Source organism: Hymenobacter siberiensis (assembly GCF_018967865.2).
GTDB lineage: Bacteria > Bacteroidota > Bacteroidia > Cytophagales > Hymenobacteraceae > Hymenobacter > Hymenobacter siberiensis.
On the sequence record NZ_JAHLZY020000001.1, the window covers coordinates 2,154,776 to 2,177,776 of the forward strand.

Here is a 23,001-nt window from a genome sequence, read left to right on the forward strand (position 1 = left end):
CGCCCGTCGTTGAACGATTTAATCGGGTCCCGTTCAAAGGCGGGCGGGGGCAAGCTACACCACTGCCAATTGCGCCGTGAACACAGCCGCCAGCGCCGCCGTTTCCGTCCGCAGCCGCGAGTTGCCCAGTGTCACCGGTCGAATTCCGCGCCCCAACGCCAGCGCAATTTCCTGCGGCGTGAAATCGCCCTCCGGTCCGATGAGTACGCAGCAGCCCGGCCCGTTGCCCACCACCTGCGCCAGCGCCATGCGCTCGCCCGCTTCCAGGTGCGCGATGAAGGTGGTTTCTGGCGTCACGCCCGCCACAAACGCCCCAAAATCGGTCAGCTCATCCAGCTGCGGCAGCCACGCCTGCCCCGACTGCTTTAGGGCGCTGATGGCGATTTTCTCCAGCCGCTCCAGCTTCAGCTCGCGGCGCTCGGAGCGGGCGCAGCGCAGGAAGCTGATGCGCTCCACGCCAATTTCCACGGCTTTTTCCACGAACCACTCCATGCGGTCGAGGTTTTTGGTGGGGGCCACGGCTACGTGGGTGAAGTAGGGGCGGGGCGCTACCGCTTCGTGGTGCGTGATGCGCAACTGGCAGCGCTTGGGGTTGGCATCGGCCACGGCCGCCTTATAGAGGCCGCCCCGGCCGTCGAGTAGTTCCACTTCGTCGCCGATGCCCAGGCGCAGCACGCGGATGGCGTGCTTGCTTTCGTCTTCGGGGAGTGTGTAGGTGGGGCCGGCAAGGTCGGGGGCGAAAAAGGTATGCATAGGGGCAAAGAACGGAGTCGAAGTGTATTGGCAGTTGCATTCGGGCCGCTACGGCTCCGGGTTGGCGGCAGAATAAGAGGATTCAAGTACAACGCAAAAGCCCCGTCGGCTGCAACCGACGGGGCTTTCTGGTGAGTGAACTGCTCTGAAGCTTACGCTTCTACCGCCACGCGCGGCGCACCGGCCAGAATTTCCTCGTTGGCAAATTCGGCGTATTTCTTAAAGTTCACCACGAACTTCTCGGCCAGGTCCGAAGCCGTTTTGTCATAGGCCTCTTTGTCGGCCCAGGTGTTGCGCGGGTCCAGAATTTCGGTGGGCACGCCGGGCACCGCGCCGGGCACCATCATGCCAAACACAGGGTGTTTGGTGAATTTCACCTCGTCGAGCTGGCCGTTGAGAGCCGCCGTAATCATGGCGCGGGTATAGTGCAGTTTCATGCGGTGGCCGGTGCCGTAGCTACCGCCCGTCCAGCCCGTGTTGATGAGCCACACATTGATATCGGGGTTCTCGTCCATCTTTTTGCCCAGCATCTCGGCGTATTTGGCGGGATGCAACGGCAGAAATACCGCGCCGAAACAGGCCGAAAACGTCGTCTGCGGTTCGGTAACGCCCATTTCAGTGCCGGCCACCTTGGCCGTGTAGCCCGACATGAACAAGTACATGGCGTGGCTCTTGTCGAGCTTGCTGATGGGCGGAATTACGCCAAAGGCATCGGCCGTGAGGAAGAAAATGTTCTTCGGCGCATCGGCTACGCCGGGCTCAATGGCGTTGGGGATGAAGTTGATGGGGTAGGCGGTGCGCGTGTTTTCGGTCACCGACTTGTTGGCATAGTCCACCGTGTGCGTGCCGGGGATGAAGCGCGTGTTCTCCACGATGGAGCCGAAGCGGATGGCATCGAAAATCTCGGGCTCCTTCTCCTTACTCAGGTCAATCACCTTGGCGTAGCAGCCGCCTTCAAAGTTGAAGATGCCGGCATCGGGCGTCCAGCCGTGCTCGTCGTCGCCGATGAGGCCGCGGTTGGGGTCGGCCGAAAGGGTGGTTTTGCCGGTGCCGGAGAGGCCGAAGAAAATGGCGGTGTCGCCCTTTTTGCCCACGTTGGCCGAGCAGTGCATGCTCAGCGTTTCGTGCTCGTGGGGCAGCAGGTAGTTCAGCACCCCAAAAATGCCTTTTTTCATCTCGCCGGCGTAGCCCGTGCCGCCAATCAGAATCATCTTCTTGGTGAAGTTGATGATGGCGAAGTTGGGCTGGCGGGTGCCGTCCACGGCCGGGTCGGCCTCAAAGCCGGGGGCACAGATGATGCTGAAATCGGGCGTCCAGGACGTATCCGCACCTTCTTCGGGGCGCAGAAACATATTGTAGCAGAACAGGTTGTGCCAAGCCTGCTCGTTCACGATGCGCAGCTTGAGCTGGTAGTTGGGGTTGGCCCCGGCGTAGGCTTCGCGCACGTACAACTCCTTATCGGCCAGGTAAGCCACCATTTTCTGGTGCAGCTGGTCGAACTTATCGGTATCGAAAGGGATGTTGATATCGCCCCACCACACGCTGTTTTCGGTGTTGGCATCCTTCACCACAAACCGGTCTTTGGGCGAGCGGCCGGTAAACTTGCCGGTGTCGGCCATCAGCGCGCCGGTGTCGGTGAGGTGGCCTTCGCCGTTGCGCAGGGCGTACTCAATGAGCTCGGCCGGCGTGGGATTGAGGTGAACGGTGGCGGTTTTTTCGAAGCCGAGGGCCTGCAAACGATTGCGGGTGTCGGCGGCAAGGGTGGAGGCTTCTTGCATGGCTATGAAAGTGTTGGGTGGGAATTCTCTTGACTTCTGGTACAAAGGTAGAATATCGCCGCTTGGGAGCAGTGAAACAAACCCTTTCTTTAATGGGACAAATCAAACTGCATCAGGCCCAAATTGTTCCGCTGGTGAAAGTATACGGCTCAGGGCCGCACAAGGGTGGGAGTAATGCAACGCACGCTTATCTTTAGGTTTGCTTTGTCCCAGTCTTTCGCATCTTTGTCCATGGCCATCGAAATTGCTCGCTACAACGGAATCTACGGCGACCATAAGGCCCGGATTTCGCACGACTACCTGCAAAGCCAGCTCATCGTGCCCCGTCAGCGCTTCACCGACTGGGGCCTGAAGCCGCACCTGCACGAAAACCTGTTTCAGCTGTTTTTTCTCGAAGCCGGCCGCGCCGCCTTCGAGGCCACCGAGCTGGTGGAGCTGCGCACGCCCTGCCTGGTCATCATTCCGGCCAATACCGTGCACGGCTTCACCTTCAGCCCGCAGGTGAAGGGCCGCACCCTCACCTTATCAGAAGCGCTGCTCGATACCATTTTGCAAGCCACGCCCGGCGTACTGGTCGAAATCAACGCGCTACATATTCTATCCGAATTCAACTCCGAAGTCAGCTTCGCCGATTTATCGGCCCTGGAGCAGCAGATTCACGAGGAAATCAATTCGGAGCTGCCCGGCAAGCAGCTCGCGTTGAATGGCTATTTCAAGCTGTTGTTCGTGAAAATATTCCGGCTGCTGCACCACCGCCGGGGCCAGGAAGAAAGCCCCAACCGCGCCCTGCACTACTTCCGCGAGTTCCAGAAAGCCATTGAGCGCACGGCCCCCTTCGAGAAGAAAATATCCGACTTTGCCCAGGAGTTGAAAATTACGCCGGTGCACCTCAACCGCATCTGTCAGGCCGTGAAGGGCAAAACGGCCCAGCAGATTGTGCAGGCCCACACCATCCGGCGGGCGCACAATTACCTATTATATACCTCGCTCTCGGTGGCCGAAATTGCCTACGAGCTGCAATTTGTGGACCCTGGCTATTTCACGCGGTTCTTCCGCAAGCAAACCGGGCTCTCGCCGGGGGCTTATCGCGCCAAGGCGTACCGGAGTGATTCGGCTGGGAAGCCGTAGCGCGGACTTTTAGTCCGCGACCCGCCCTAATATGCCCATGGCTGGTGCGGGCCGCGGACTAAAAGTCCGCGCTACATGCCGAAACTTTCCTAGATTTACCGTGCCCGTATTGCAGCGCTTGCGCAGCGGGCCGCTTTTCAACTGCTTTCCTCTTATTTCTCACCCCTAGTTTCTTTCAATGCAAACCATTCCTGCTCCTCTAGAGCAATCTGCGGAATCCACGAGCCACCCGCGCGGCCTGTACCTGCTCTTCGCCACCGAAATGTGGGAGCGGTTCAGCTACTACGGCATGCGTGCTGTGCTGGTGCTGTTCCTCACCAAGGCCATGATGATGGACAAGGCCTTCGCGTCGAAGTTCTACGGCGGCTACACCAGCCTGGTATATCTCACGCCGCTCATCGGCGGCTTCATTGCCGACCGGTACTGGGGCAACCGGCGCTCTATCCTCACGGGTGGCCTGATGATGGCACTGGGGCAGTTTACGCTATTTGCTGCCGCTTCCGACTATGGGCCGCAAAGCACCCATGTCCTGAGCCACTGGCTCCTTTACCTGGGCTTGGGCGTGATGATTGTGGGTAACGGTTTCTTCAAGCCTAATATTTCGAGCATGGTAGGCTCGCTGTATTCGCCCACCGACAAACGCAAAGATGCTGCTTATACCATTTTCTACATGGGCATCAACCTGGGTTCGTTTCTGGGCAATACCATTACCAGCCTTATAGGCGACAAAGAGGGCCATCCCGAGGCCTTCCGTTGGGCGTTCCTTGCCTGCGGTATTGCCATGCTGCTGGGCACGGGTGTATTCAACTGGGGCAAAGGCAAGTACCTGCATACGCCCACCGGCGAACAGGTGGGTACCACGCCCGTAGCCTCGGGCGGCATCATGGGCGTGTATGCCCTACTGCCCGTTTTGCTGGCCCTGATTCTGGGCATTCTGTGGCTCGACTCCAATAAGCTATCCGTCATTGCCCCACTGCTGGGCATTGCAGTCGTCGGCATTGCCTTTATGATTTTCAGCGATAAATCCCTCAGTGGTGCCGATATCAAGGGCATTATGGTGATTTTCATTGTGTCATTCTTCGTGGTGTTCTTTTGGGCGGCCTTCGAGCAGGCCCCGGCCTCGCTCACCTTCTTCGCCGATGAGCAGATGAACCGCACCATCTTTGGCTTCACGCTGCCAGCCAGTATCTTCCAGAACCTCAACGCCATCTTCGTGGTGGTGGGCGCGCCACTCATGGCCATGGTCTGGACGGCCCTGGGCCGTCGCGGCGCCGAGCCGCCGTCCCCCCTCAAAATGGCCATTGGCCTGGCCTTCCTGGCCGCCGGCTACCTCGTGATGTGCTTCGGTGTGCACGACCTGCAGCCCGGTGTGAAGGTGAGCATGTTCTTCCTGGTGGCGCTCTATTTCCTGCACTCCGTGGGTGAGCTCTGCCTGTCGCCCATCGGCCTGTCGCTGGTAAACAAGCTGGCCCCCGCCAAATTTGCCTCCCTGCTGATGGCCGTGTGGTTCCTCGCCAACGCCGCCGCCAACTACCTGGCCGGCTACATGAGCAGCCTCTACCCCGACCCCAAATCGACGGCCCCCGCTCCGCAAATTCTGGGCTACCACATCACCAGCCTCTACGATTTCTTCATGGTGTTCGTGGTTTCGGCCGCTGCCGCCGCCATCATCCTGTTCCTTATAAGCGGCAAGCTAGCCAAGATGATGGACGCCCGCAACTACCCCGCGCCCGTCGTGCAGGCGTAAGGCAGCGTCTTTTTTAGCTCCTGAAAAAGCCTCCGATGCTGCTGCATCGGAGGCTTTTTCGCGTAGTGTTCCGCTGGCCGCTGGCCGCTGGCCGCTGGCCGCTGACCGCTGACCGCTGACCGCTGGCCGCTGGCCGCTGGCCGCAGTTTAGCGCGAAGCACGTAACTGCTGGCCTTGGGTAAGGCGAGTTTGCAACTCGCCGTTGGTTTGGCAACCGCCAGCATTATGCGCCTATACCTGGTGGCCCTTGCGTTGTGAGTCATAGACTCACGGCTAGCGGGTAAGCCGTGAGGTTAGATAAGTATTACATAAAAAAGTCCCGCCGGCACTGCCAGCGGGACTTTTCAGGCTAATAGCTAAGGGCTAAAAGCTGGGAGCTAATGCAAAATTACATCATGCCGCCCATGCCACCCATACCGCCCATGCCGCCATCGCCGTGGCCATGACCAGCATCCTTGGGCTCGGGCTCGTCCGAAATCACGGCCTCAGTCGTCAGCAGCAGGCCAGCGATGGAAGCGGCGTTTTCGAGGGCCAAACGGGTTACCTTGGTGGGGTCGATGATGCCGGCGGCCACCAGGTTCTCGAAACGGTCCTCACGGGCGTTGTAGCCGAAGTCACCGCTGCCTTCGCGCACTTTCTGCACGATGACCGAGCCTTCGCCGCCAGCGTTCTGCACGATGCAGCGCAGTGGCGCCTCCAGGGCGGTGCGGATGATGTTCACGCCGGTGCGCTCGTCAGCATTGTGGGTATCCACTGCGGCCAGGGCCTCAATGGCCCGCACCAGGGCTACGCCACCGCCGGGTACCACGCCTTCCTCAACGGCAGCGCGGGTAGCGTGCAGGGCATCGTCAACCCGGTCTTTCTTCTCTTTCATCTCTACTTCGGTGCTGGCACCGATGTAGAGAATTGCCACGCCGCCGCTCAATTTAGCGAGGCGCTCCTGCAATTTCTCCTTATCGTAGTCCGACGTCGTGGTTTCCATCTGGGCCTTAATCTGGCTGATGCGGCTGGTGATGGCCTCTTTCGAGCCCTTGCCGTTCACAATGGTCGTATTGTCCTTGTCGATGATGATTTTCTCGGCCGTGCCCAAGTATTCCAGGGTGGCGTTTTCGAGCTTGTAGCCCTGCTCTTCGCTGATAACGGTACCACCCGTGAGGGTAGCAATGTCCTCCAGCATGGCCTTGCGGCGGTCGCCGAAGCCGGGAGCCTTCACGGCAGCGATTTTCAGCGAGCCGCGCAGCTTGTTTACTACGAGCGTAGCAAGGGCCTCACCGTCAACATCTTCGGAGATGATAACCAAGGGCTTGCCAGTCTGCAGAACCTGCTCCAACACGGGCAGCAGCTCCTTCATGGTGCTCACCTTTTTGTCGTAGATGAGAACGTAGGGCGACTCGAACTCAACCTCCATTTTCTCGGGGTTGGTCACGAAGTAGGGCGACAGGTAGCCGCGGTCAAACTGCATGCCTTCCACCGTCTTTACTTCGGTTTCGGTGCCGCGAGCTTCCTCCACGGTGATAACGCCTTCCTTACCAACTTTGTCCATGGCATCGGCAATCATTTTGCCGATTTCCGCATCGTTGTTGGCCGAAATCGTACCCACCTGGGCAATTTCCGAGTTGTTCTCGATTTTCTTCGACTGCGACTTCAGGTTGGCAACTACGGCGATAACTGCCTTGTCGATGCCGCGCTTCAGGTCCATCGGGTTGGCCCCGGCGGCCACGTTTTTCGAGCCGGCGGTGTAGATGGCCTGGGCCAAAACCGTAGCCGTGGTGGTGCCGTCGCCAGCCTGGTCGGCCGTTTTCGACGCTACTTCTTTCACGAGCTGAGCGCCCATGTTCTCAATCGGGTCGCGCAGCTCAATTTCCTTGGCTACGGTCACACCGTCCTTGGTGATGGTGGGCGCACCAAATTTCTTGTCGATGATGACGTTACGGCCTTTGGGGCCGAGGGTCACTTTCACGGCGTTCGCCAGTTTGTTCACACCGGCCTGCAAGCGGGCGCGGCCTTCGGTGTCGAATTGGATGTTCTTAGCCACGTTGGGAAGAATTATGAGTTATGAATTATGAGTTATAAATTTTCGGCGGGCCTAAAGCACAGCGAAAATGTCCGACTCGCGCATGATGAGCAGGTCCTCACCGTCAACGGTGATTTCGGTGCCGGCGTACTTACCGTACAGCACCTGGTCGCCCACATTCACCTGGGGCTTGATGATGGTGCCGCTGTCAGCGGTTTTGCCTTCGCCCACGGCCACTACTTCGCCACGCTGGGGCTTCTCCTTGGCCGTATCGGGGATGATGATGCCGGATTTGGTTTTCTCCTCGGCGGCGGCGGCGCGAACAATTACGCGGTCGGCCAGCGGTTTCATGCTAAGTGCCATTTTGGGTGTATTTGGGTTGAATTAAGTTGAAATACTAGGTGTCTGGTATTGTCTCATTTCCCGTGCCAGCGCCACAAACCTGACAAAATGGGCAGATTTTATCAACGAAATGTGGCAGAAGTGGCGGATGCGCCGGTGCCAATGGCTGGTTCCGCCGTGCAATACGACCGCATCGGCCCAGTGTTGCGCGCAACAAAAAAGCCGGTGCCTCTCGCTAGAGAAGCACCGGCTTTTGCAGGTTCAGAACGGGAGCCGCGACTACGGAGCAGGCGTGTTGGCCGGCGCTGGCGTGGTAGTGCCAGCGGGAGCAGTAGCCGGTGCAGTTGCGTCGGGGGTAGTAGCCGGCGCGGTAGCGTCGGGGGCAGCGGGGGCCGTAGGAGCCGTAGGAGCCGTAGGAGCCGGCAGCTTGGTTTCGAGGGCGCGCTGCTGGTTCACGCTGCGCACCGTGCCACCGCCGGTGGAGGTAAGCATATGTGAGCCGAGCGACAGCACTACCAGACCAATGGCGAAGCCCCAGGTGAGTTTTTCGAGCAGGTCGCCGGTGCGTTTCACGCCCATCATGCTGGCCGCGCCGCCGGCGCTAAACTGGCTGGAAATTCCACCCCCTTTGGGGTTTTGGGCCAGTACCACGAGGGCCAGCAGGAAACACACCAGGAGAATGAGGATGATTAGAGCAGTGTACATGAGGGGTAAAAAAGCTGAAAAAGCAAATTACGCTGAAGGTTGCAATGATTGAATCTGGGCTGCAAAGTACGCAATTTTTTCCGGCTGCTTCACCATGAGCTTTTCATAAATCTCAATGGCCCGGGCCGTTTTGCCCTGCCGCACGAAGATGCGGGCCAGATTTTCGGAAACCAGGTCGGGTTCGGCGCGGGTGCTGCGCACGCTCAGGTCGGGCTGGCCGCCGGGCGCGGGCGGTAGCATGCCGGGCCGCGTGAGGCGCGGCTGGCGCTTGAGGAAGTTGTTGATGAGGTCAGCCTTATTGGGCAGCTCGGGCGGTACCGGGCAGTGCGTGGCCCAGTGGTCGAGCAGCAGCGGGTCGGGCTCGAAGAAGGTACCGGTGGGCGGAAGCGGCACGGCCGGCGGCTGGGCGGCCGCTTCCACAGCGGTGGAGGTTTCGGCGGCTTCGGCCTTGGAAATCAGCAAGTCGAGTAGCTGCATGGACAGTCCCAGGCGGCTGCTTTCCCCGAAAGCATAGCCCACCATGGCATCGCCGGTGAAGGCGGCCGGGGTGAACACCGGCGCGGTCGGAACTGGTGCCGCCAAGGGCGATGCCGCGGGGCTAACCAGGCTGCGGGTAACGGCCGAGGCAGCCCATTCGTCAACCAGGCCCGGTAGCTGATAGGTTGGCACGATGACCGGTGACGCATCGGCCAAACCAAACTCAAACCGGGCTTCGCCCACCTCTACCGGTGGCCGAATGGCGGGGGCCTGGGCCGGCAGCTCGTCGGCTGCTTCAGCTAATTTGAGTGCTTCGGTGGGCAGCGCGGCGGGCGTTTCTACTGTTTCGGCCAAGGTGGTTACCATGATGGTAGCTTCTTCCAGGTCGACCAATAGAGGTAAATCCACCAAGGCTGGCTCCACCGGAATCACCTCCATCAACGGTATTACTGCTTCCGGCTTAGCCACTAGCGAAGGGCTTTCGGGTATTGCTGGCAACGCCACCACCGGCACTTCCGGAACCACTGGCACTGGCACCGGTTCCGGCTCAATAAATGGAACTACGGCGGGGAGGACTTCAATGATAGCTGCCGGAGCTACCGGAATGGCAGGAGCGGCGGGCAGCGGAGCAGCGAGTATTAACGAGTATTCAGCATCGACAGCGGCTGGAACTGTAACTGCTGGCTGCGCTTCCGCAGCTGTCGCAACCGGTTCGGGTATTACCTCCGGGATAACGGCTGCCAGTGGTGGTGCGGGTGCTGCTACCGGTTCGGGCGTCACTTCAATTGCCACGGGTGCTGGCGGTGGCGCGGGTGCTGGCGGTGGCGCGGGTGCTGGCGGTGGCGCGGGTGCTGCTACTGGTTCGGGTATTACCTCAATTGCTTTAATTACCACTGCTGGCAGCGGTGGCGCGGCAATTTCGGCGGCGGCTGATGCTACCGGCTGCGGGAGGATAACCGGCGCGGCTTCGGCGGCCGGGGCCGGGGCCGGGGCCGGGGCTTCAATAGCGGCCGCAGCTTCGGGCGCCGTAATAACGGCGGGGAGGGGCTCCGGCTCTACCAGCTCGATGAGGCGGCGCAGCAGGCTGCGGTCGGCGGCGTAGGTGGCGGCACGGCGCAGGCGCTGGCTGGCCAGCATGGTGCCCTGGTCGTGGGCGGCTTTGGCCAGCAGCAGGTGGGCCGTCTGGCAGTAGGGAAATGCCTGAGCCAGCTGCTCAAGCTCGCGCACTTCGGCCGGACCCAGGGAAGTGGGGCGGTCGAGAACGTGCAGGAGCGTAGCGCGGGTCACGGATGAAACAGGCAGTGAAAGCGGTGAAAAAATAACGACTGGTGTTCGGGATAAAACCGTTAATCAGCGTATTCGGACCCACTAAATGGGGGTGCAACATTACGCTAATTTACGCAGATACCCCGGCTGCTACGGTGCTGCTAATTAATATTTCCCGGAAAATTAAGCACGTAATTTCTCCCCCGCCTCACTACTTCAGCACCCAATTTCTTCGCCGACTACCAGTTAGCTACCGACTTATTGAAAATGTCGGTAATGATTTTATCCGTGGTGGTGCGCACGGCGGTAGGGTCGTTGTTGATGGTCGAAATATTGCGGTTGGCTGCGTAGTCGTCGAAATTCTGGAACACCTGCTCGAAGCTCTGCTTGTCGTCCTTGGTGTTGGTGAAGCGCATTTTGACCTGAATGGTGAGCCGGTTCGAGCCGGCCTGCGATACGCCGTTGACCTGCTGAATGGAGGCCGGGGCAAAGTCGTAGGCCACAATGTTGCCGTCGAATTGCAGGTCGCCGTCGCGGGGCACGAGTTTCAGGTTGGTGTTGCGCTGGAAATAGTCCTTCAAATCCTCGGTGAAGCGTTGCGTCAGAAAGGCCGGCCCCGAGGGCGAGTTATTCTGAATAGTGGCAATGGAAATGGTACGCACCGCCGGGTCGATGTTGGTGCCGTTGAACGAGTACACGCCGCAGCCGCTCAGGCCCAGCAGCCCGCAAAGCACTACTGCCGAATAAAAAGCGGCTTTACACTTGCTCCAGGTCATATTGCTTGAGTTTGCGGTACAGCGTGCGTTCCGAGATGCCCAGGTCGTGGGCGGCGTATTTGCGCTTGTTGTTGTGCTTCTTCAACGCCTTGAGAATCATCTCGCGTTCCTTAATGTCGAGCGAGAGCGTTTCCTCCTCGGTTTCGTGCGAAATATCCTCCACCGGAGTTTCGTCGTCGTAGCTCGTCGTCGGCTCGTTTTTATACGGGTTAGGGGCGGTGGGCAGAAAATACTCGGCGGCTTCTCGGTTGTCAAACGCGCCGGAAGGTGCCGTATTGTTATTGCTGAAGAGGTGGCTGTTCTGGCGCAGCAACTCCTGGGCCTCGTGGGGGCGCTGACCGGTGGCTAGCTCCAGCACCATTTTCTTGAGGTCCGTCATGTCGCGGCGCATGTCGAACAGGATTTTGTAGAGCAGGTCCCGCTCCGAATAGCCGGCCGCCCCATCGGGCGCGCTGGAGCCCAACAGCATGGGCAGTCGGCTGGTCTGCTCCTGCGGCAGGTAGGGAGCCAGGCGGTGGGCATCAATGTCGCGCTCGGTTTCGAGCACCGACATCTGCTCGGCGATGTTCTTGAGCTGGCGAATGTTGCCGGGGAAGCGGAAGCGCGTGAGCACCGGCACGGCATCGGGTAGCAGTGTGATGGGCCGGGTGCGGTAGCGCTCGGCCGCATCCGAAGCAAACTTGCGGAACAGCAGGTAGATATCGTCGCCGCGCTCGCGCAGCGGCGGCACCGTAATCGGCACCGTGTTGAGGCGGTAGTACAGGTCTTCGCGAAAGGTGCCGGCCTGCACACGGTCGAGCAGATTCACGTTGGTGGCAGCCACCACGCGCACGTCGGTTTTCTGCACCTTGCTGGAACCTACCCGAATAAACTCGCCATTCTCCAGCACGCGCAGCAGGCGGGCCTGGGTGCCGAGCGGCATCTCGCCGATTTCGTCCAGGAAAATGGTGCCGCCGTTGGTTACCTCGAAGTAGCCCTTGCGGGCCTCATTGGCGCCGGTGAAGGACCCTTTTTCGTGGCCAAACAGCTCGGAGTCAATCGTGCCCTCCGGAATCGCGCCGCAGTTGATGGCAATAAACTGCCCATGCTTGCGCGGCGAAAGGGCATGGATAATCTTGGAAAACGACTCCTTGCCCGACCCGCTTTCGCCGGTAATGAGCACCGTCATGTCAGTCGGCGCGACCTGCGCGGCCACCTGAATGGCGTAGTTCAGCGTCGGCGCATTGCCGATGATGCCGAACCGGAGCTTGATGGATTGGATTTCTTGTGTGGTCAAGGCGATGGATGTCTACTAGGTCGAGGATTTAATTCACTTAACTATTTCGTTAAAGCGAGGATAGGTAGGCGCATATTTTATTTTGACTACATCACCAACCTTATATTTTGAGTCAAGACTGTTGCCAGTATATTTTTTGCACTCGACAACAAACTCATAGGAATAAGTGAACCTGCCCCGAATATTACGATTTCCCAAATAGTTTTTGTCGTCAATCACAACTCCTTTCGTCATTAGGCCTTCGGTTCGTAAATAATAGCTGCGCAGTGAGGAGTAGAAAACAAGCCCAACTGGAAAAGCAGCAATGACAGATAACAGAAGCAAAAAGCTTCCCACCACCTTAAGCAGCTGAATCTTCTTCCTCCGTTTGTACTCAGGTGCTAACTCGCGGTATTTATTTCGAGCCATTCGGAAAACGGATTACGAAACCGCTTCGCCTAATAAAGTGCTGGCTGAAGAAGAATGCACGAGCACATTCACGTAATCACCTTTCTTGAAATCGCCTTTCGGAAAAATGACAACCTGGTTCTGGCTGTTGCGGCCGCTCAGGTCGTCTTTGGAACGCTTTGAGAAGTTCTCAACCAAGACTCTATGTACCTGGCCCACAGAGCGGGCATTGCGCTTGGCACTGTAAACCTGCTGAATATCAATTAACTCCTGCAAGCGGCGCTTCTTGGTTTCGAGCGGAATATCGTCCTCCAGCTTGCGGGCGGCCAGTGTGCCTGGGCGCTCCGAATAGAAGAATTGGTAGGCCATGTCATACTGCACGAAGTGCATCAGGCTCTTGGTGTCCTCGTGCTCCTCCTCGGTTTCGGAGCAGAAGCCGGCAATCATATCCGTCGAGATGGCGCAGTCGTCGCCCAGAATTTCGCGGATGCGGTTCACCCGCGCCTCGTACCAGGGGCGGTCGTAGGTGCGGTTCATCAGGGCCAGCACGCGGGAGTTGCCGCTCTGGGCCGGCAGGTGAATGTACTTGCAGATGTTCTCGTAGCGTGCCATGGTGTGCAGCACCTCGTCGGTGATGTCCTTGGGGTGCGAGGTGGAAAAGCGCACCCGCAGCTCGGGGCTGATGAGGGCTACGCGCTCCAGCAGCTGGGCGAAATTGACGTGCTCGGTGCCGTCGGCCGAAGCCCACTTGTAGGAGTCCACGTTCTGGCCCAGCAGGGTCACTTCCTTATAGCCGGCCGCCACCAAATCGGTGGCTTCCTGAATGATGCTGTGGGCATCGCGGCTACGCTCGCGGCCCCGGGTGAAGGGCACCACGCAGAACGAGCACATGTTGTCGCAGCCGCGCATGATGCTGATGAAGGCCGACACGCCGTTGGAGTTCAGGCGCACGGGCGTGATGTCGGCGTAGGTTTCCTCGCGGCTCAGCAGCACGTTCACGCCCCGTTGCCCGCCATCGACCTGGCTGATGAGGGCGGGTAGGTCGCGGTAGGCATCGGGGCCGACTACGAGGTCCACAATTTTGTCTTCTTCCAGAAACTTGCTTTTCAGGCGCTCGGCCATGCAGCCGAGCACGCCCACCAGCATGCCGGGCTTGCGCTTTTTGTGGGCGTTTATCTGCTTGAGGCGCATTCGCACGGTCTGCTCGGCCTTCTCGCGGATGGAGCAGGTATTGAGCAGCACGAGGTCGGCGTTGGCAAGGTCGTCGGTGGTGTCGAAGCCTTCGTCGAACAGGATGCTCGACACGATTTCGGAGTCCGAGAAGTTCATCTGGCAGCCGTAGCTTTCGATGTAGAGCTTGCGCTGGCGGCCGGTGCGGGTGGCGGCCGTTACCCGTACCTCGCCGCTGGGGGTAGCCTCGGCGGTGGGGGCGGTTTTATCTAAAAAATCAAGGGTTAGCAGGGGTTGGGCCATATTCAAAACGCTTTTCGGCGGGAGGGCAAAGATACGTTAATTGGGGTTAAAATGACAGAATGGCAGAATAACGTAGGGGCGGGGCTCGTCCCCGCCCGTCGTTGAACGACACCCATTCGATTCGTTTAACGACGGGCGGGGACGAGCCCCGCCCCTAGGCAATACTCGTTCCCAGTACTTCTAGTAAAGCCCTGGCTTTTAGCAGACACTCTTCATACTCGCGCTCCGGGTCGGAGTCGTAGGTGATGGCGGAACCGACCTGGAAACTGAGGTAGCCGGTATCCTGCCGGTATTGCAGCGAGCGGATAACAACGTTGAAATCGAAACTTCCATCGGCTCCCACGTAGCCGATGCTGCCGCTGTAGAGGCCGCGCCGACTGCTTTCGTAGTGCTCGATGAGCTGCATGGCCCTGATTTTCGGCGCACCCGTCATCGAGCCCATTGGGAAAGTGGCGCGGAGGATTTCGGCCAGGCTGATGCCGGGGCGCAGGTCGGCGGTGACGGTCGAAATCATCTGCCAGAGGTGGCGGAAGGGGTAGAGGCCGAAGAGCTCGGGCACGCGCACGGTGCCGGTACGGGCCACGCGGGCGAGGTCGTTGCGCACGAGGTCCACAATCATCAGGTTTTCGGCCCGCTCCTTTTCGTCGTGCAGCAGGGTCTGGCGCTGCTGCTCATCGGCCGCCGGCGTGGCCCCGCGCCGGATGGTGCCCTTGATGGGCTGGGAAACCAACCGCCCATCGTGGTGCGATAGAAACCGCTCGGGCGAGGCGCAGAGCAGGAAATGCTCGTGCCAGCGCACGAAGCCCGCAAACGGCGCGGGCGAGGCCTGCATGAGCTGCCAGAAAACCTCCACGGGGCTCAGCGTCACGTTCTCGGCGTAGAACTCCTGGCAGAGGTTCAGCTCGTACACTTCGCCGTTGAGAATATCTTCCCGAATGGCTTCCACGGCCCGCAGGTAATCGGCCTTGGGCAGGCGCGGGCGCAGCACGGGAACGGCTGGCACCGCAGCGGGCGGCACGGGCTGTGCCAGAATCTGTTCTAAAATCCCATCCGTTTGCCCGTGAATCTCTAGCGTATCGGCCCGCCATACCAGCCAGGTTTCCGGCGTGAAAAAATGCAGGCGTGGCCAGGTAAACCCCGCGAAGTTCGCGCTTTGCAGGGCTTCGATGTCGTTTTTTAAATCGTAGGTCAGGAACCCAAAGCGCGGCGTTTCCGTCGCCAGCAGCCCGGATAAATCAGCCAGCGAATCAGGGCTTCTGTTCCCCGCAGCGGCCACCGCCAGCAGGCGCTCAAATGCGCCGTGCGGATATTCCAGGTCATTGGGCTCGAAGTAGGTGCAGTGCGAAAAGGCCGCGCCCCAGCGCAGGGCCCGCACCCGAAAATTGGCGGGCAGCGCATGTAGCGGAACGGTCACGGGAGAGGTTGCAGGCACAGCTAGAGAGACGGTTGATGCGGCATTTTTCGACGGTAAAGGTCGGGCCGGGCTACTTCAACTCCCGCAGGGCCAATTTGGCTTTGGCATCGGTGCTGTTTTTGTATTCGTGCCAGGGGTAACGCAGCGCCCGCTGAAAATAAAGGCGCGCCGTGGGCTTGTTACCCACGCTTTGGGCCATGTAGCCCTGTTGCAGAGCGGCCTGGGGGGCGTAGTAATAAGGGGCTTTGGGGCCCGCCTCGGTCTGGGTTTGTTCGAAATAGAACCAAGCCGAATCGAGCCGGCCCAGACCCTGATAGGCGCGGGCCCGGCGGTAGGGGGCCTCAATGCGGTCGCGCCAAAGCGTGGTCTGATTGGTGTGGAAGGCCCACAGCGTACTGAGCGCCTCCCGGTCGTAGCCGCCGTCGGATTGCAGCCGGGCTTTGGTGAGGATGGGGTTGAGGGCTGTGGCCTCCTGGTAGTAATGCTGGGCGTACACGTCCTCCTCCACATCGGCCGGGCCGGCTTGGTTGATGAGCGCACGATACTTGGCGGCTGCCACCGGTTGCCCACTCAGCCACATGGCCAGGTAGAGCTTAAAGGCCGCATCCTTGCGGTAGTGATGGCCCCGAAACTCGTGCAGAAACGCCAGGTTTTCGCGCTCCGAAGCGGCGTATTCGCCCCGGTAGAGCAACAGGTCGGCGGCCATGTGGTGCAGGTAGGCCGTGGGCAGGTAGCCGGGGCCGGTGGGCCGGGCGCGGTAGGCGGCCAGGGCCGCCGCACCGTGGTGCTGGCGCTTCTCCACGCTGGTGCGCAGGTAGGTAAATAACAGATTATCATGCTGTTGGGTGGTGAGCTGCTCGGCCAGGCGCAAGGCCTCAGCGGGCTTTTTATAGTAGCTCTCCCGAATCAGGGCCAGAAAAATCTGGCTTTCGAGTTGGAAATCATTTGGCTGAGCGGCGGCCTGGCCCAGGCGTTGCAGGCCCGTATCCGAGTTGGCCGTGAGGCCCAGCAGGCGCAGCAGCCAGTGGTAGCCCTCGGGCAGCGAGCCCACTGCAAACTCACAAACACCCAGCGTTTTGCGTGCCGGCAGGAAGGTGGGATACTGCTTCACCACGTCCTGCATCTGGTGGTAGCCGCTGCGCAGGTGGTAGCCCCCCACCACCAGGTGTTTGAATAGCAATTGGCTCAGTCCCAGGTGTAGCGTGATTTCGGCCCGGGCATAATCGCGCAACGCGCTGGCCGGCGCATCATCCAGCGCGTCGAGGCGGGCTGTCTGCGTGGCCGTCAGCGCATCGTAACGGCTGGCATCCTGGGTGATGAGCAGCTCCACAAAATCGGCACAGTTGGCCACCAGCAGGGGGGCGGGGGCGGTGGGCGCACTGGCCAGCTCAGTCCGGAGCAGGGCGCGGCCCGCGTCGAGGCGCAGCTTCATAACTTCCGCGTAGGCGCGGCGGCTGTTGGTGCTCAGGGCGTCAGGTTTTTGATTCTGATTTTCGAGCTGTTCAACGTTATCAGGGAGGTGCTGAATTTCGACGGCTTCGGGGAGGTTCAGGCAACGCGCCGGGGCCAGCAGCGGGCCGCCCGCCAACGCCAGCACCAGCCCGACCCGGCGGGCGCAGATGCAAAACGCAGCAACGGATAACAATCGACTAGCCATAAAACCGCAAAGACCCAAAACCCGGCAACAAAAAAGGAACGGCACTGCCGTTCCTTTTTTCAATTCATAAAGCAACCGAAAGCTACGCAACACGAGCTTCCACGTCGGCCAGAATCCGGCCACAGTGCTCGCACACGATAATTTTCTTGTGCGAGATGATATCGGCCTGGCGCTGGGGCGGCACCGTGTTGAAGCAGCCACCGCAGGCATCGCGGCGCACCAGCACCACGGCCAGGCCGTTGCGCACGTTGCCGCGAATGCGGGTGTAAGCCGTCAACAGGCGCTCTTCTACCGGCTTGGTAGCTTCCTCGCGCTGGGCCATGATGTTGCGCTCTTCCTCTTCGTTTTCCGAAATAATGGTGTCGAGCTCGCTCTTTTTGGTGTCGAGGTCCTTGCGGCGCTCGTCCAGTTTCGACTTCGTACCGCTGATTTCGGCGTTTTTCACGTCAATCTGGTACTGCGACTCCTTGATTTTCTTGTCGGCAATCTGGATTTCCAGGCGCTGCAGCTCAATTTCCTTGGCAATGGCTTCGAACTCGCGATTATTGCGTACGTTCTGCTGCTGCTCGTCGTACTTCTTGATGAGCGTTTCGGCATCCTTGCTGGCTTGCTTGCGGCTCTTGATAAAGTCGTTCAGGCCCTGAATGTCTTCGTCGAACTTCTTCACACGCACCTCATAGCCAGCAATTTCGTCTTCCAAGTCGCTCACTTCCTCGGGCAAATCGCCCCGCACGCGCCGAATTTCGTCGAGCTGCGAATCGAGGTGCTGCAAGGTGAGCATGGCTTCGAGCTTGGCGGCTACGGGAACGTCGGCGGGAGCCACGGCGGCACTTTTAGCAGTCATATTGAACGGGGTTCGTAGGGGTTTCAGCGATTAAGACCGCAAAAGTACGTTCAAATCCGGCCGTTAGCAAATCCCGGAATACTTCGCCGGTGAACTGTTCGCTCTCAAAATGGCCCACGTCGCAGAGCATCAGCTGGCCCTCGGCCCCAAAAAACTCGTGGTATTTCACATCGCCGGTCACGTAGGCATCGGCCCCCGCGGCCCGCGCCGCGCCAATGAGAAACGCGCCCGCCCCGCCGCAGATGGCCACCGTTTTAATTAGTTTATCAAACGCCGTGTGGCGCACCACGGGCACCAGCAGCTGCCGCTTCAGTAGTTGCCGGAACGCGGCCGGGGCCAGCGCCTCAGGCAGCTCGCCCACCAGGCCCGCACCTATTTCCTGATGCGTGTTTTCGAGCTTAATCAGCTCATAGGCAACTTCTTCATAAGGATGCGCGGCCCGCAAGGCCCGCAGCACGGCCGCCTGCCGGTGCAGCGGCAGCAGCACTTCGAGGCGCAATTCGGCCACGGTTTCGGGCTGGTTTTGGATACCGATGGCGGGCTGAGTACCCGCGCCGGGCGTGAAGGTGCCGGTGCCCTCGGTGCGGAAGCTGCAGTCGGAATACTGGCCCACCTGGCCGGCCCCGGCGGCGTAGAGCGCGGCCAGCACGCGGCCGGCTAAGTCGGTTTGCTGGTCTTCGGGCCGGTTGGGCACGTAGGTGATGAGGCGGGCCAGGGTGCCGCTTTGCGGAGCCAGCACGCGGGTTTTTAGCAGGCCAAGTTTTTCGGCGAGCTTGTCATTGACGCCGCCGCGCACGTTGTCGAGGTTGGTGTGGGCGGCGTAGATGGCCACGTCGTTTTTGAGGGCCGCGATGATGGTTTGCTCCACTTCATTGGCCCCGGTGAGGCGCTTGAGGGGCCGGAAAATAACCGGATGGTGGGCCACCACCACGTTGCAGCCGCGCCGTACGGCCTCGGCTACGATGGCCGGGGTGCAGTCCAGCGTTATCAGTACGCCGGCTATTTCGGCCTGCGGGTCGCCGCATTGCAGGCCGGCGTTGTCGTAGCTTTCCTGGTAGGCGAGGGGCGCGGCGGCTTCCAGCAGGCGGGCAAGGTCTTGAACGGTGGGCACTTTGGGGGAAGGGTTGAGTTTTGAATGTTGAGTTATGAGCAGGGTAGGCAGCGGCTACTCTACCCTACTAAAAGTCAGGCAAGGCAAAAAAACGGGGCGGCCCGACCTTTGAGGTTCCTACACGCTCAACTCGTTCCGCCCCATGAAGCAACGCCTCATCGCCAAAATTACGACCGTTTTACAACACCTGCCGGTGGTGCGCAACCTGGCTCGCCAAAAGTTTGTGAGCCAGTTCATCATCGCGCTGATAAAAAGCCGCAACGTCCAATTCTGCGAGGTGGCCCAGCACTTGAACGATGCCGTCAAGTTGGCCTCGAACGAAACCCGGATTCAGGATTTTTTCCGCGAAACGGACCTGAACTATCTGGTGCTGGCGCAGTTAGTGCTGGGCCTGCTGCCGGCCCAGGGCAAGCTGCGCCTGTGCCTGGACCGCACGGAGTGGGATTTCGGCCAGTGCCAGGTCAATATCCTGCTCGTGACCGTGGGTCAGGGCGCGTTTCACGTGCCCCTCTACTGGGAACTGCTCGACAACCGCAGCGGCAATTCCAACGCGGCTGACCGCATCGCCCTGCTCCGGGTCTGCGTCCAGGTGCTGGGCAAAGACCGGATTGGCCTGGTGCTGGGCGACCGCGAATTCGTGGGCCATGCCTGGTTCAAATGGCTCAAGGACAACGGACTGCCTTTTGTTATGCGTCTACCCCGGCACCATCTGCTCACTCACCCGAGTGGCCGCCGGCAAGCCATTACGGACCTGGGCCTGGCCGTCGGACAGACCCGGCGCTTCGCCCAGTGCCAGGTCGACGGGGTCTGGGGACAGGTCTGGGTCAAGGCCTTGACGGACGGGGATTTCCTCTTTCTTTTTGGCAACGTGGGCCTGCCGTACATGGGGCAGCTCTACGCCAAGCGCTGGACCATCGAGCAGTGCTTTCAGAACCTCAAAGGTCGGGGCTTCAACCTGGAGGCCAGTCACTTGCGCTGCCACCTGAAGTTGCGCAAGCTCGTGGCCCTGGTCAGTCTGGCGTACGCCTTTTGCCTGGGCGTGGGCACGGTAGCCGACCGGAAAAGCCAGCCCATCGGCCGCAAAAACCACGGCTACCGAGCCATGAGCCTTAGCCGACACGGCTTAAATATCCTGCGCCAGCTCAGCCGCCCCGGTACCGGGGCGGCTGAGAAGCTCGCCCGAATGGTGGAAACAGTATTGCGCTGGTTTTGCTGGCAAATTACTCGATATCAATTCACTAGAAAAATAGTAGGGTAGAGTAGGCAGCGGCCCAGCATCTCTACATAGTGGGCTACGTTCGCGGCTTCGCCTCGGCTTTTGTACTGCATGAGGTGGCGCGGGTGGTCGAGCACGATGATTTTATCGAATAAGCTCAGCTCGGCGTTGAGGCGCTTGAAGAATTCGCCGTTGCGCTTGCCCAGGCTCACGGCCACATCGCGGCGTAAACCTAACGATTCTACCTGCTGGCGCAGCTAAAGTTGGATATACGGCCACAGGGCTTTGGTGAGAACGGGGGAGTCGTAGTAATTGTAGTTCAGGCCATTTTTCAGTAGCACCAGTGGGTCTAATGAGCCCACATAGAAGTGCTGATAAAATGTCGCCGGGCCGCCCATGGCTGCAATGACTTTGTACACGAACTGGGTGGAGGTTTCGGGCCGCTGCCGGGGTAGGTCGTGTTCGATGCCGCAAAGGTCGGTCAGGGCGGTGGGGTCGGTGAAGGCCACGCCGGTAAGGCCCATGCCCAGCCGGCCGGGGTTGATGCCCAGCACGGCCACGCGGGGTGGCGCTTCGGGGTAGAATTTATGGGTAAACTGGCTCAGCAGGTCGAATACGGCCGGCTCGCGGAACGGGCTTCTACCCCCGCCGGTAGGGCCGTGGGCAGGGGAAAGGTGCGCAGAAGGCGCGGAAGGGAAGTAGCCAGGTTTGGCATGGATTATTAAGGCTTTATTGGGAAATAACCGGGGTGACCGTTCGATGCCTCGAGACGCCCAGAGGCCATGTCAGGGCCACCGCGCCGGGGCCGATGCTAATCCGACTTAGCAATGGGTAGAGGGCCCGAGCGCCGTGCTGGTGGTGGGCTGCAAACTGCAACCCATCGAACAAAAGTAGGAATCCGCCTTGCAGCAGCAGCGACTGCCCGTAGCCCCGCCAGCGCTCAGGGGAGCCTGAGGCGGTGGGATTGCGGCCTTTTTCGAGCAGGTAAAAGCCCGTGGCCAGGTAGGCCACGTCGAGGCCGGCGTTGAACAGGTAGAGGTTTTCGGTACGCAGCTGGGCGCGCACGTTGGTGGCGCGGTCGGCAGCCGGCGGCCGATTGGCCCGCCGGGCGGCCAGGTAGCCGGTGCCCGCCAGGGCCAGGTTAACGGCGCCCCAGCCAACATTCATCTGATGAAAATAGTGGGCCGAGCCTTCCGTTTGGCTCGTAGCAATGCCGCTGACCACTAAATTGCCCACGGCCCAGCCGCCCAATACTGCCAGCGCCCGCTGGTCGAGCCGGGTGCGCTCGGCAGCAAAAGCAGTTAGTCCAGTCGAAGAGGCAGGCAGCTGCCGGGGCAACGAATCGGCGGGGACCTGAGCCCATGCGGGCACTATTGGGGCCACGGCCAACAGGCAGCCAAGCAGGAACAACGAGCGCATGGAAATGGTAAATAGCGTGAGGTGACGGGTTGGGTGCAACCGCTTCGGGGCTTAGTTGTGCGGGTGGCTCGGCAACCGCCGTACTTTTGCGGGCCTTTGCTCCGGTAATAGTTCGCGCGTGCAGTCCGTTATAACCTTTTTAGTGTTGCCGTTTTCCTGGCTTTATGCCGCCGTGCTGGCCGTGCGCAATTGGCTTTACGACATCGGCTGGAAACGGACTGAAACTTTCGCCGTGCCGCTGCTCAATGTGGGCAACCTGCGCGTAGGCGGCACCGGCAAAACGCCGCACGTAATATGGCTGGTGGAAGAATTGCTGCGCCAGGGCCACCGCCCGGCCATCCTCAGCCGGGGCTACGGCCGCCAGACCAAAGGCCCGCGCCTGGCCGGCCCCCAGGATTCGGCCGCGACCGTGGGCGACGAGCCTTGGCAGTATTTCGAGCAGTTTGCGGCCCGTAGCGTGGTGGTGGCCGTGGCCGAGGAGCGCCGGCTGGGCGCGCACTTGTTGCTGCGCGAACACCCGGAAATTACCGTCATCGTGCTCGACGACGCTTACCAGCACCGCGCCGTGCGCCCGGCGCTCAATATTCTTCTCACGGAGCTGGCCCGGCCTTTTTATGCGGACTACGTGCTGCCCGCTGGCCGCCTGCGCGAAAGCCGCGCCGGGGCCGCCCGCGCCGATATCATCATCGTAACCAAGTGCCCGCTCACCCTTTCATTCGCTGACCAGCAGGCTGTCGCGCACCAAGTTCGGCGCTACAGCCGGCCCGGTACGCCCGTGCTTTTTTCCGCTTACGACTACGCCGCGCCCCGGGCGCTGCCAGGTGCCTCGTCCATTGTTTTGCCCGCCACACCTGCCGGTCCGGCCCTGCTGCTGACGGGTATTGCCCAGCCTAGCCCGCTGCGCGAATACCTGGAAAACCAGGGTTATGGCATCCGGCACCACGCCAATTTCCCCGACCATCACGCCTTCACGCCGGAGGATGTCGCGGCGCTGCGGGCGCATTGGCAGCCGGGCTGGCCTATTTTTACGACGGAAAAGGACGCCACGCGCCTGCTGGCTCCCGAATTGTGGGCCGCCCGGGCCGGCCTGCCGCTCTATACCATTCCGGTACGGGCGGCGTTTCTGGGCGATGGTGGCGTGGCTCTGCGACAGTTGTTGCCGCCCGTGCCCGCTGCGGGTGCTTGATTTACATTGACTTGACTGGCGGCAATATTGCC

The 23,001-nt window shown here is 60.4% G+C and carries 21 protein-coding genes; 4 read left to right on the top strand and 17 right to left on the bottom strand.

The genetic code is table 11. The annotated features are described in order from the left end of the window. Positions 1-54 precede the first annotated feature (54 nt). Positions 55-753: a 16S rRNA (uracil(1498)-N(3))-methyltransferase gene (locus tag KQ659_RS09620; protein WP_216688987.1), complete on the bottom strand. Its 699-nt coding sequence runs from the start codon at positions 751-753 to the stop codon at positions 55-57. A 152-nt stretch (positions 754-905) separates the two neighbouring features. Next, positions 906-2,531: a phosphoenolpyruvate carboxykinase (ATP) gene (gene pckA, locus KQ659_RS09625; protein WP_216688986.1), complete on the bottom strand. Its 1,626-nt coding sequence runs from the start codon at positions 2,529-2,531 to the stop codon at positions 906-908. A 231-nt stretch (positions 2,532-2,762) separates the two neighbouring features. Between pckA and KQ659_RS09630 the strand changes: the two genes are divergently transcribed. Beyond that, positions 2,763-3,659 carry a helix-turn-helix domain-containing protein gene (locus tag KQ659_RS09630; protein ID WP_216688985.1) on the top strand — a complete coding sequence of 299 codons (897 nt, stop codon included), beginning with the start codon at positions 2,763-2,765 and terminating at the stop codon, positions 3,657-3,659. Between the two features lie 178 nt (positions 3,660-3,837). Continuing rightward, positions 3,838-5,406 (top strand): peptide MFS transporter, encoded by a 1,569-nt coding sequence (locus KQ659_RS09635; protein WP_216688984.1) that lies wholly within the window; start codon positions 3,838-3,840, stop codon positions 5,404-5,406. 388 nt (positions 5,407-5,794) lie between these two features. Here KQ659_RS09635 and groL read toward each other — a convergent pair whose 3' ends face one another. The 12 genes from groL to KQ659_RS09695 form a co-directional block, all read right to left on the bottom strand. Continuing rightward, positions 5,795-7,441 carry a chaperonin GroEL gene (gene groL / locus KQ659_RS09640; RefSeq protein ID WP_216688983.1) on the bottom strand — a complete coding sequence of 549 codons (1,647 nt, stop codon included), beginning with the start codon at positions 7,439-7,441 and terminating at the stop codon, positions 5,795-5,797. 51 nt (positions 7,442-7,492) lie between these two features. Further along, positions 7,493-7,783 (bottom strand): co-chaperone GroES, encoded by a 291-nt coding sequence (gene groES, locus KQ659_RS09645; RefSeq protein WP_216688982.1) that lies wholly within the window; start codon positions 7,781-7,783, stop codon positions 7,493-7,495. A 258-nt stretch (positions 7,784-8,041) separates the two neighbouring features. Then, the gene (secG, locus tag KQ659_RS09650; RefSeq protein WP_216688981.1) at positions 8,042-8,467 is read right to left on the bottom strand and encodes a preprotein translocase subunit SecG; all 426 of its coding nucleotides are present in this window, start codon (positions 8,465-8,467) and stop codon (positions 8,042-8,044) included. A 27-nt stretch (positions 8,468-8,494) separates the two neighbouring features. Then, positions 8,495-10,231, bottom strand: a complete 1,737-nt coding sequence (locus tag KQ659_RS09655) for a hypothetical protein (RefSeq protein WP_216688980.1) — start codon at positions 10,229-10,231, stop codon at positions 8,495-8,497. Between the two features lie 218 nt (positions 10,232-10,449). After that, on the bottom strand, positions 10,450-10,944 hold the full coding sequence (locus tag KQ659_RS09660; protein ID WP_226915576.1) for an LptE family protein: 495 nt from the start codon (positions 10,942-10,944) through the stop codon (positions 10,450-10,452). A 22-nt stretch (positions 10,945-10,966) separates the two neighbouring features. Continuing rightward, positions 10,967-12,262, bottom strand: a complete 1,296-nt coding sequence (locus KQ659_RS09665; RefSeq protein ID WP_216688979.1) for a sigma-54 interaction domain-containing protein — start codon at positions 12,260-12,262, stop codon at positions 10,967-10,969. A 33-nt stretch (positions 12,263-12,295) separates the two neighbouring features. Then, a complete protein-coding gene (locus KQ659_RS09670; protein WP_216688978.1) occupies positions 12,296-12,670 on the bottom strand; it encodes a hypothetical protein in 375 nt (124 codons plus the stop codon). Positions 12,671-12,682: 12 nt separating this feature from the next. Next, positions 12,683-14,122: a tRNA (N6-isopentenyl adenosine(37)-C2)-methylthiotransferase MiaB gene (miaB, locus tag KQ659_RS09675; RefSeq protein WP_216688977.1), complete on the bottom strand. Its 1,440-nt coding sequence runs from the start codon at positions 14,120-14,122 to the stop codon at positions 12,683-12,685. A 154-nt stretch (positions 14,123-14,276) separates the two neighbouring features. Further along, positions 14,277-15,554 carry an anthranilate synthase component I family protein gene (locus KQ659_RS09680; RefSeq protein ID WP_226929916.1) on the bottom strand — a complete coding sequence of 426 codons (1,278 nt, stop codon included), beginning with the start codon at positions 15,552-15,554 and terminating at the stop codon, positions 14,277-14,279. Between the two features lie 52 nt (positions 15,555-15,606). Further along, entirely contained in the window at positions 15,607-17,193 is a 1,587-nt protein-coding gene (locus KQ659_RS09685; protein ID WP_216688976.1) for a DUF3808 domain-containing protein, read from the bottom strand. 82 nt (positions 17,194-17,275) lie between these two features. Next, complete coding sequence (locus tag KQ659_RS09690) at positions 17,276-18,037, bottom strand: zinc ribbon domain-containing protein (protein WP_168673163.1); 762 nt, start codon at positions 18,035-18,037, stop codon at positions 17,276-17,278. Next, a complete protein-coding gene (locus tag KQ659_RS09695; RefSeq protein ID WP_216688975.1) occupies positions 18,027-19,148 on the bottom strand; it encodes a Nif3-like dinuclear metal center hexameric protein in 1,122 nt (373 codons plus the stop codon). The genes KQ659_RS09690 and KQ659_RS09695 overlap by 11 nt, the downstream gene beginning before the upstream one ends. 142 nt (positions 19,149-19,290) lie before the next feature. Here KQ659_RS09695 and KQ659_RS09700 point away from each other — a divergent pair, with 142 nt between their 5' ends. Further along, positions 19,291-20,406, top strand: coding sequence for an IS4 family transposase (locus KQ659_RS09700; protein ID WP_216685403.1), 1,116 nt, complete (start codon positions 19,291-19,293; stop codon positions 20,404-20,406). Here KQ659_RS09700 and KQ659_RS21790 read toward each other — a convergent pair. The 3 genes from KQ659_RS21790 to KQ659_RS09710 form a co-directional block, all read right to left on the bottom strand. After that, positions 20,379-20,582 carry a uracil-DNA glycosylase family protein gene (locus KQ659_RS21790; RefSeq protein ID WP_216688974.1) on the bottom strand — a complete coding sequence of 68 codons (204 nt, stop codon included), beginning with the start codon at positions 20,580-20,582 and terminating at the stop codon, positions 20,379-20,381. The two genes, KQ659_RS09700 and KQ659_RS21790, sit on opposite strands and share 28 nt — an antisense overlap. A 39-nt stretch (positions 20,583-20,621) precedes the next feature. After that, the gene (locus tag KQ659_RS21795) at positions 20,622-20,924 is read right to left on the bottom strand and encodes a uracil-DNA glycosylase family protein (protein WP_332875063.1); all 303 of its coding nucleotides are present in this window, start codon (positions 20,922-20,924) and stop codon (positions 20,622-20,624) included. A gap of 169 nt (positions 20,925-21,093) precedes the next feature. Further along, positions 21,094-21,783, bottom strand: coding sequence for a DUF6992 family protein (locus KQ659_RS09710; RefSeq protein ID WP_216688973.1), 690 nt, complete (start codon positions 21,781-21,783; stop codon positions 21,094-21,096). Positions 21,784-21,925: 142 nt separating this feature from the next. Between KQ659_RS09710 and lpxK the strand changes: the two genes are divergently transcribed. Further along, positions 21,926-22,969 carry a tetraacyldisaccharide 4'-kinase gene (lpxK, locus tag KQ659_RS09715; protein WP_226929918.1) on the top strand — a complete coding sequence of 348 codons (1,044 nt, stop codon included), beginning with the start codon at positions 21,926-21,928 and terminating at the stop codon, positions 22,967-22,969. Positions 22,970-23,001: the final 32 nt, after the last annotated feature.

Excerpts from the sequence above, each read along its gene's own strand:
- KQ659_RS09620 (WP_216688987.1), bottom strand. The coding sequence starts at position 753 with ATGCATACCTTTTTCGCCCCCGACCTTGCCGGCCCCACCTACACACTC.
- pckA (WP_216688986.1), bottom strand. The coding sequence starts at position 2,531 with ATGCAAGAAGCCTCCACCCTTGCCGCCGACACCCGCAATCGTTTGCAG.
- KQ659_RS09630 (WP_216688985.1), top strand. The coding sequence starts at position 2,763 with ATGGCCATCGAAATTGCTCGCTACAACGGAATCTACGGCGACCATAAG.
- KQ659_RS09635 (WP_216688984.1), top strand. The coding sequence starts at position 3,838 with ATGCAAACCATTCCTGCTCCTCTAGAGCAATCTGCGGAATCCACGAGC.
- groES (WP_216688982.1), bottom strand. The coding sequence starts at position 7,783 with ATGGCACTTAGCATGAAACCGCTGGCCGACCGCGTAATTGTTCGCGCC.
- secG (WP_216688981.1), bottom strand. The coding sequence starts at position 8,467 with ATGTACACTGCTCTAATCATCCTCATTCTCCTGGTGTGTTTCCTGCTG.
- KQ659_RS09670 (WP_216688978.1), bottom strand. The coding sequence starts at position 12,670 with ATGGCTCGAAATAAATACCGCGAGTTAGCACCTGAGTACAAACGGAGG.
- miaB (WP_216688977.1), bottom strand. The coding sequence starts at position 14,122 with ATGGCCCAACCCCTGCTAACCCTTGATTTTTTAGATAAAACCGCCCCC.
- KQ659_RS09685 (WP_216688976.1), bottom strand. The coding sequence starts at position 17,193 with ATGGCTAGTCGATTGTTATCCGTTGCTGCGTTTTGCATCTGCGCCCGC.
- KQ659_RS09690 (WP_168673163.1), bottom strand. The coding sequence starts at position 18,037 with ATGACTGCTAAAAGTGCCGCCGTGGCTCCCGCCGACGTTCCCGTAGCC.
- KQ659_RS09700 (WP_216685403.1), top strand. The coding sequence starts at position 19,291 with ATGAAGCAACGCCTCATCGCCAAAATTACGACCGTTTTACAACACCTG.
- KQ659_RS09710 (WP_216688973.1), bottom strand. The coding sequence starts at position 21,783 with ATGCGCTCGTTGTTCCTGCTTGGCTGCCTGTTGGCCGTGGCCCCAATA.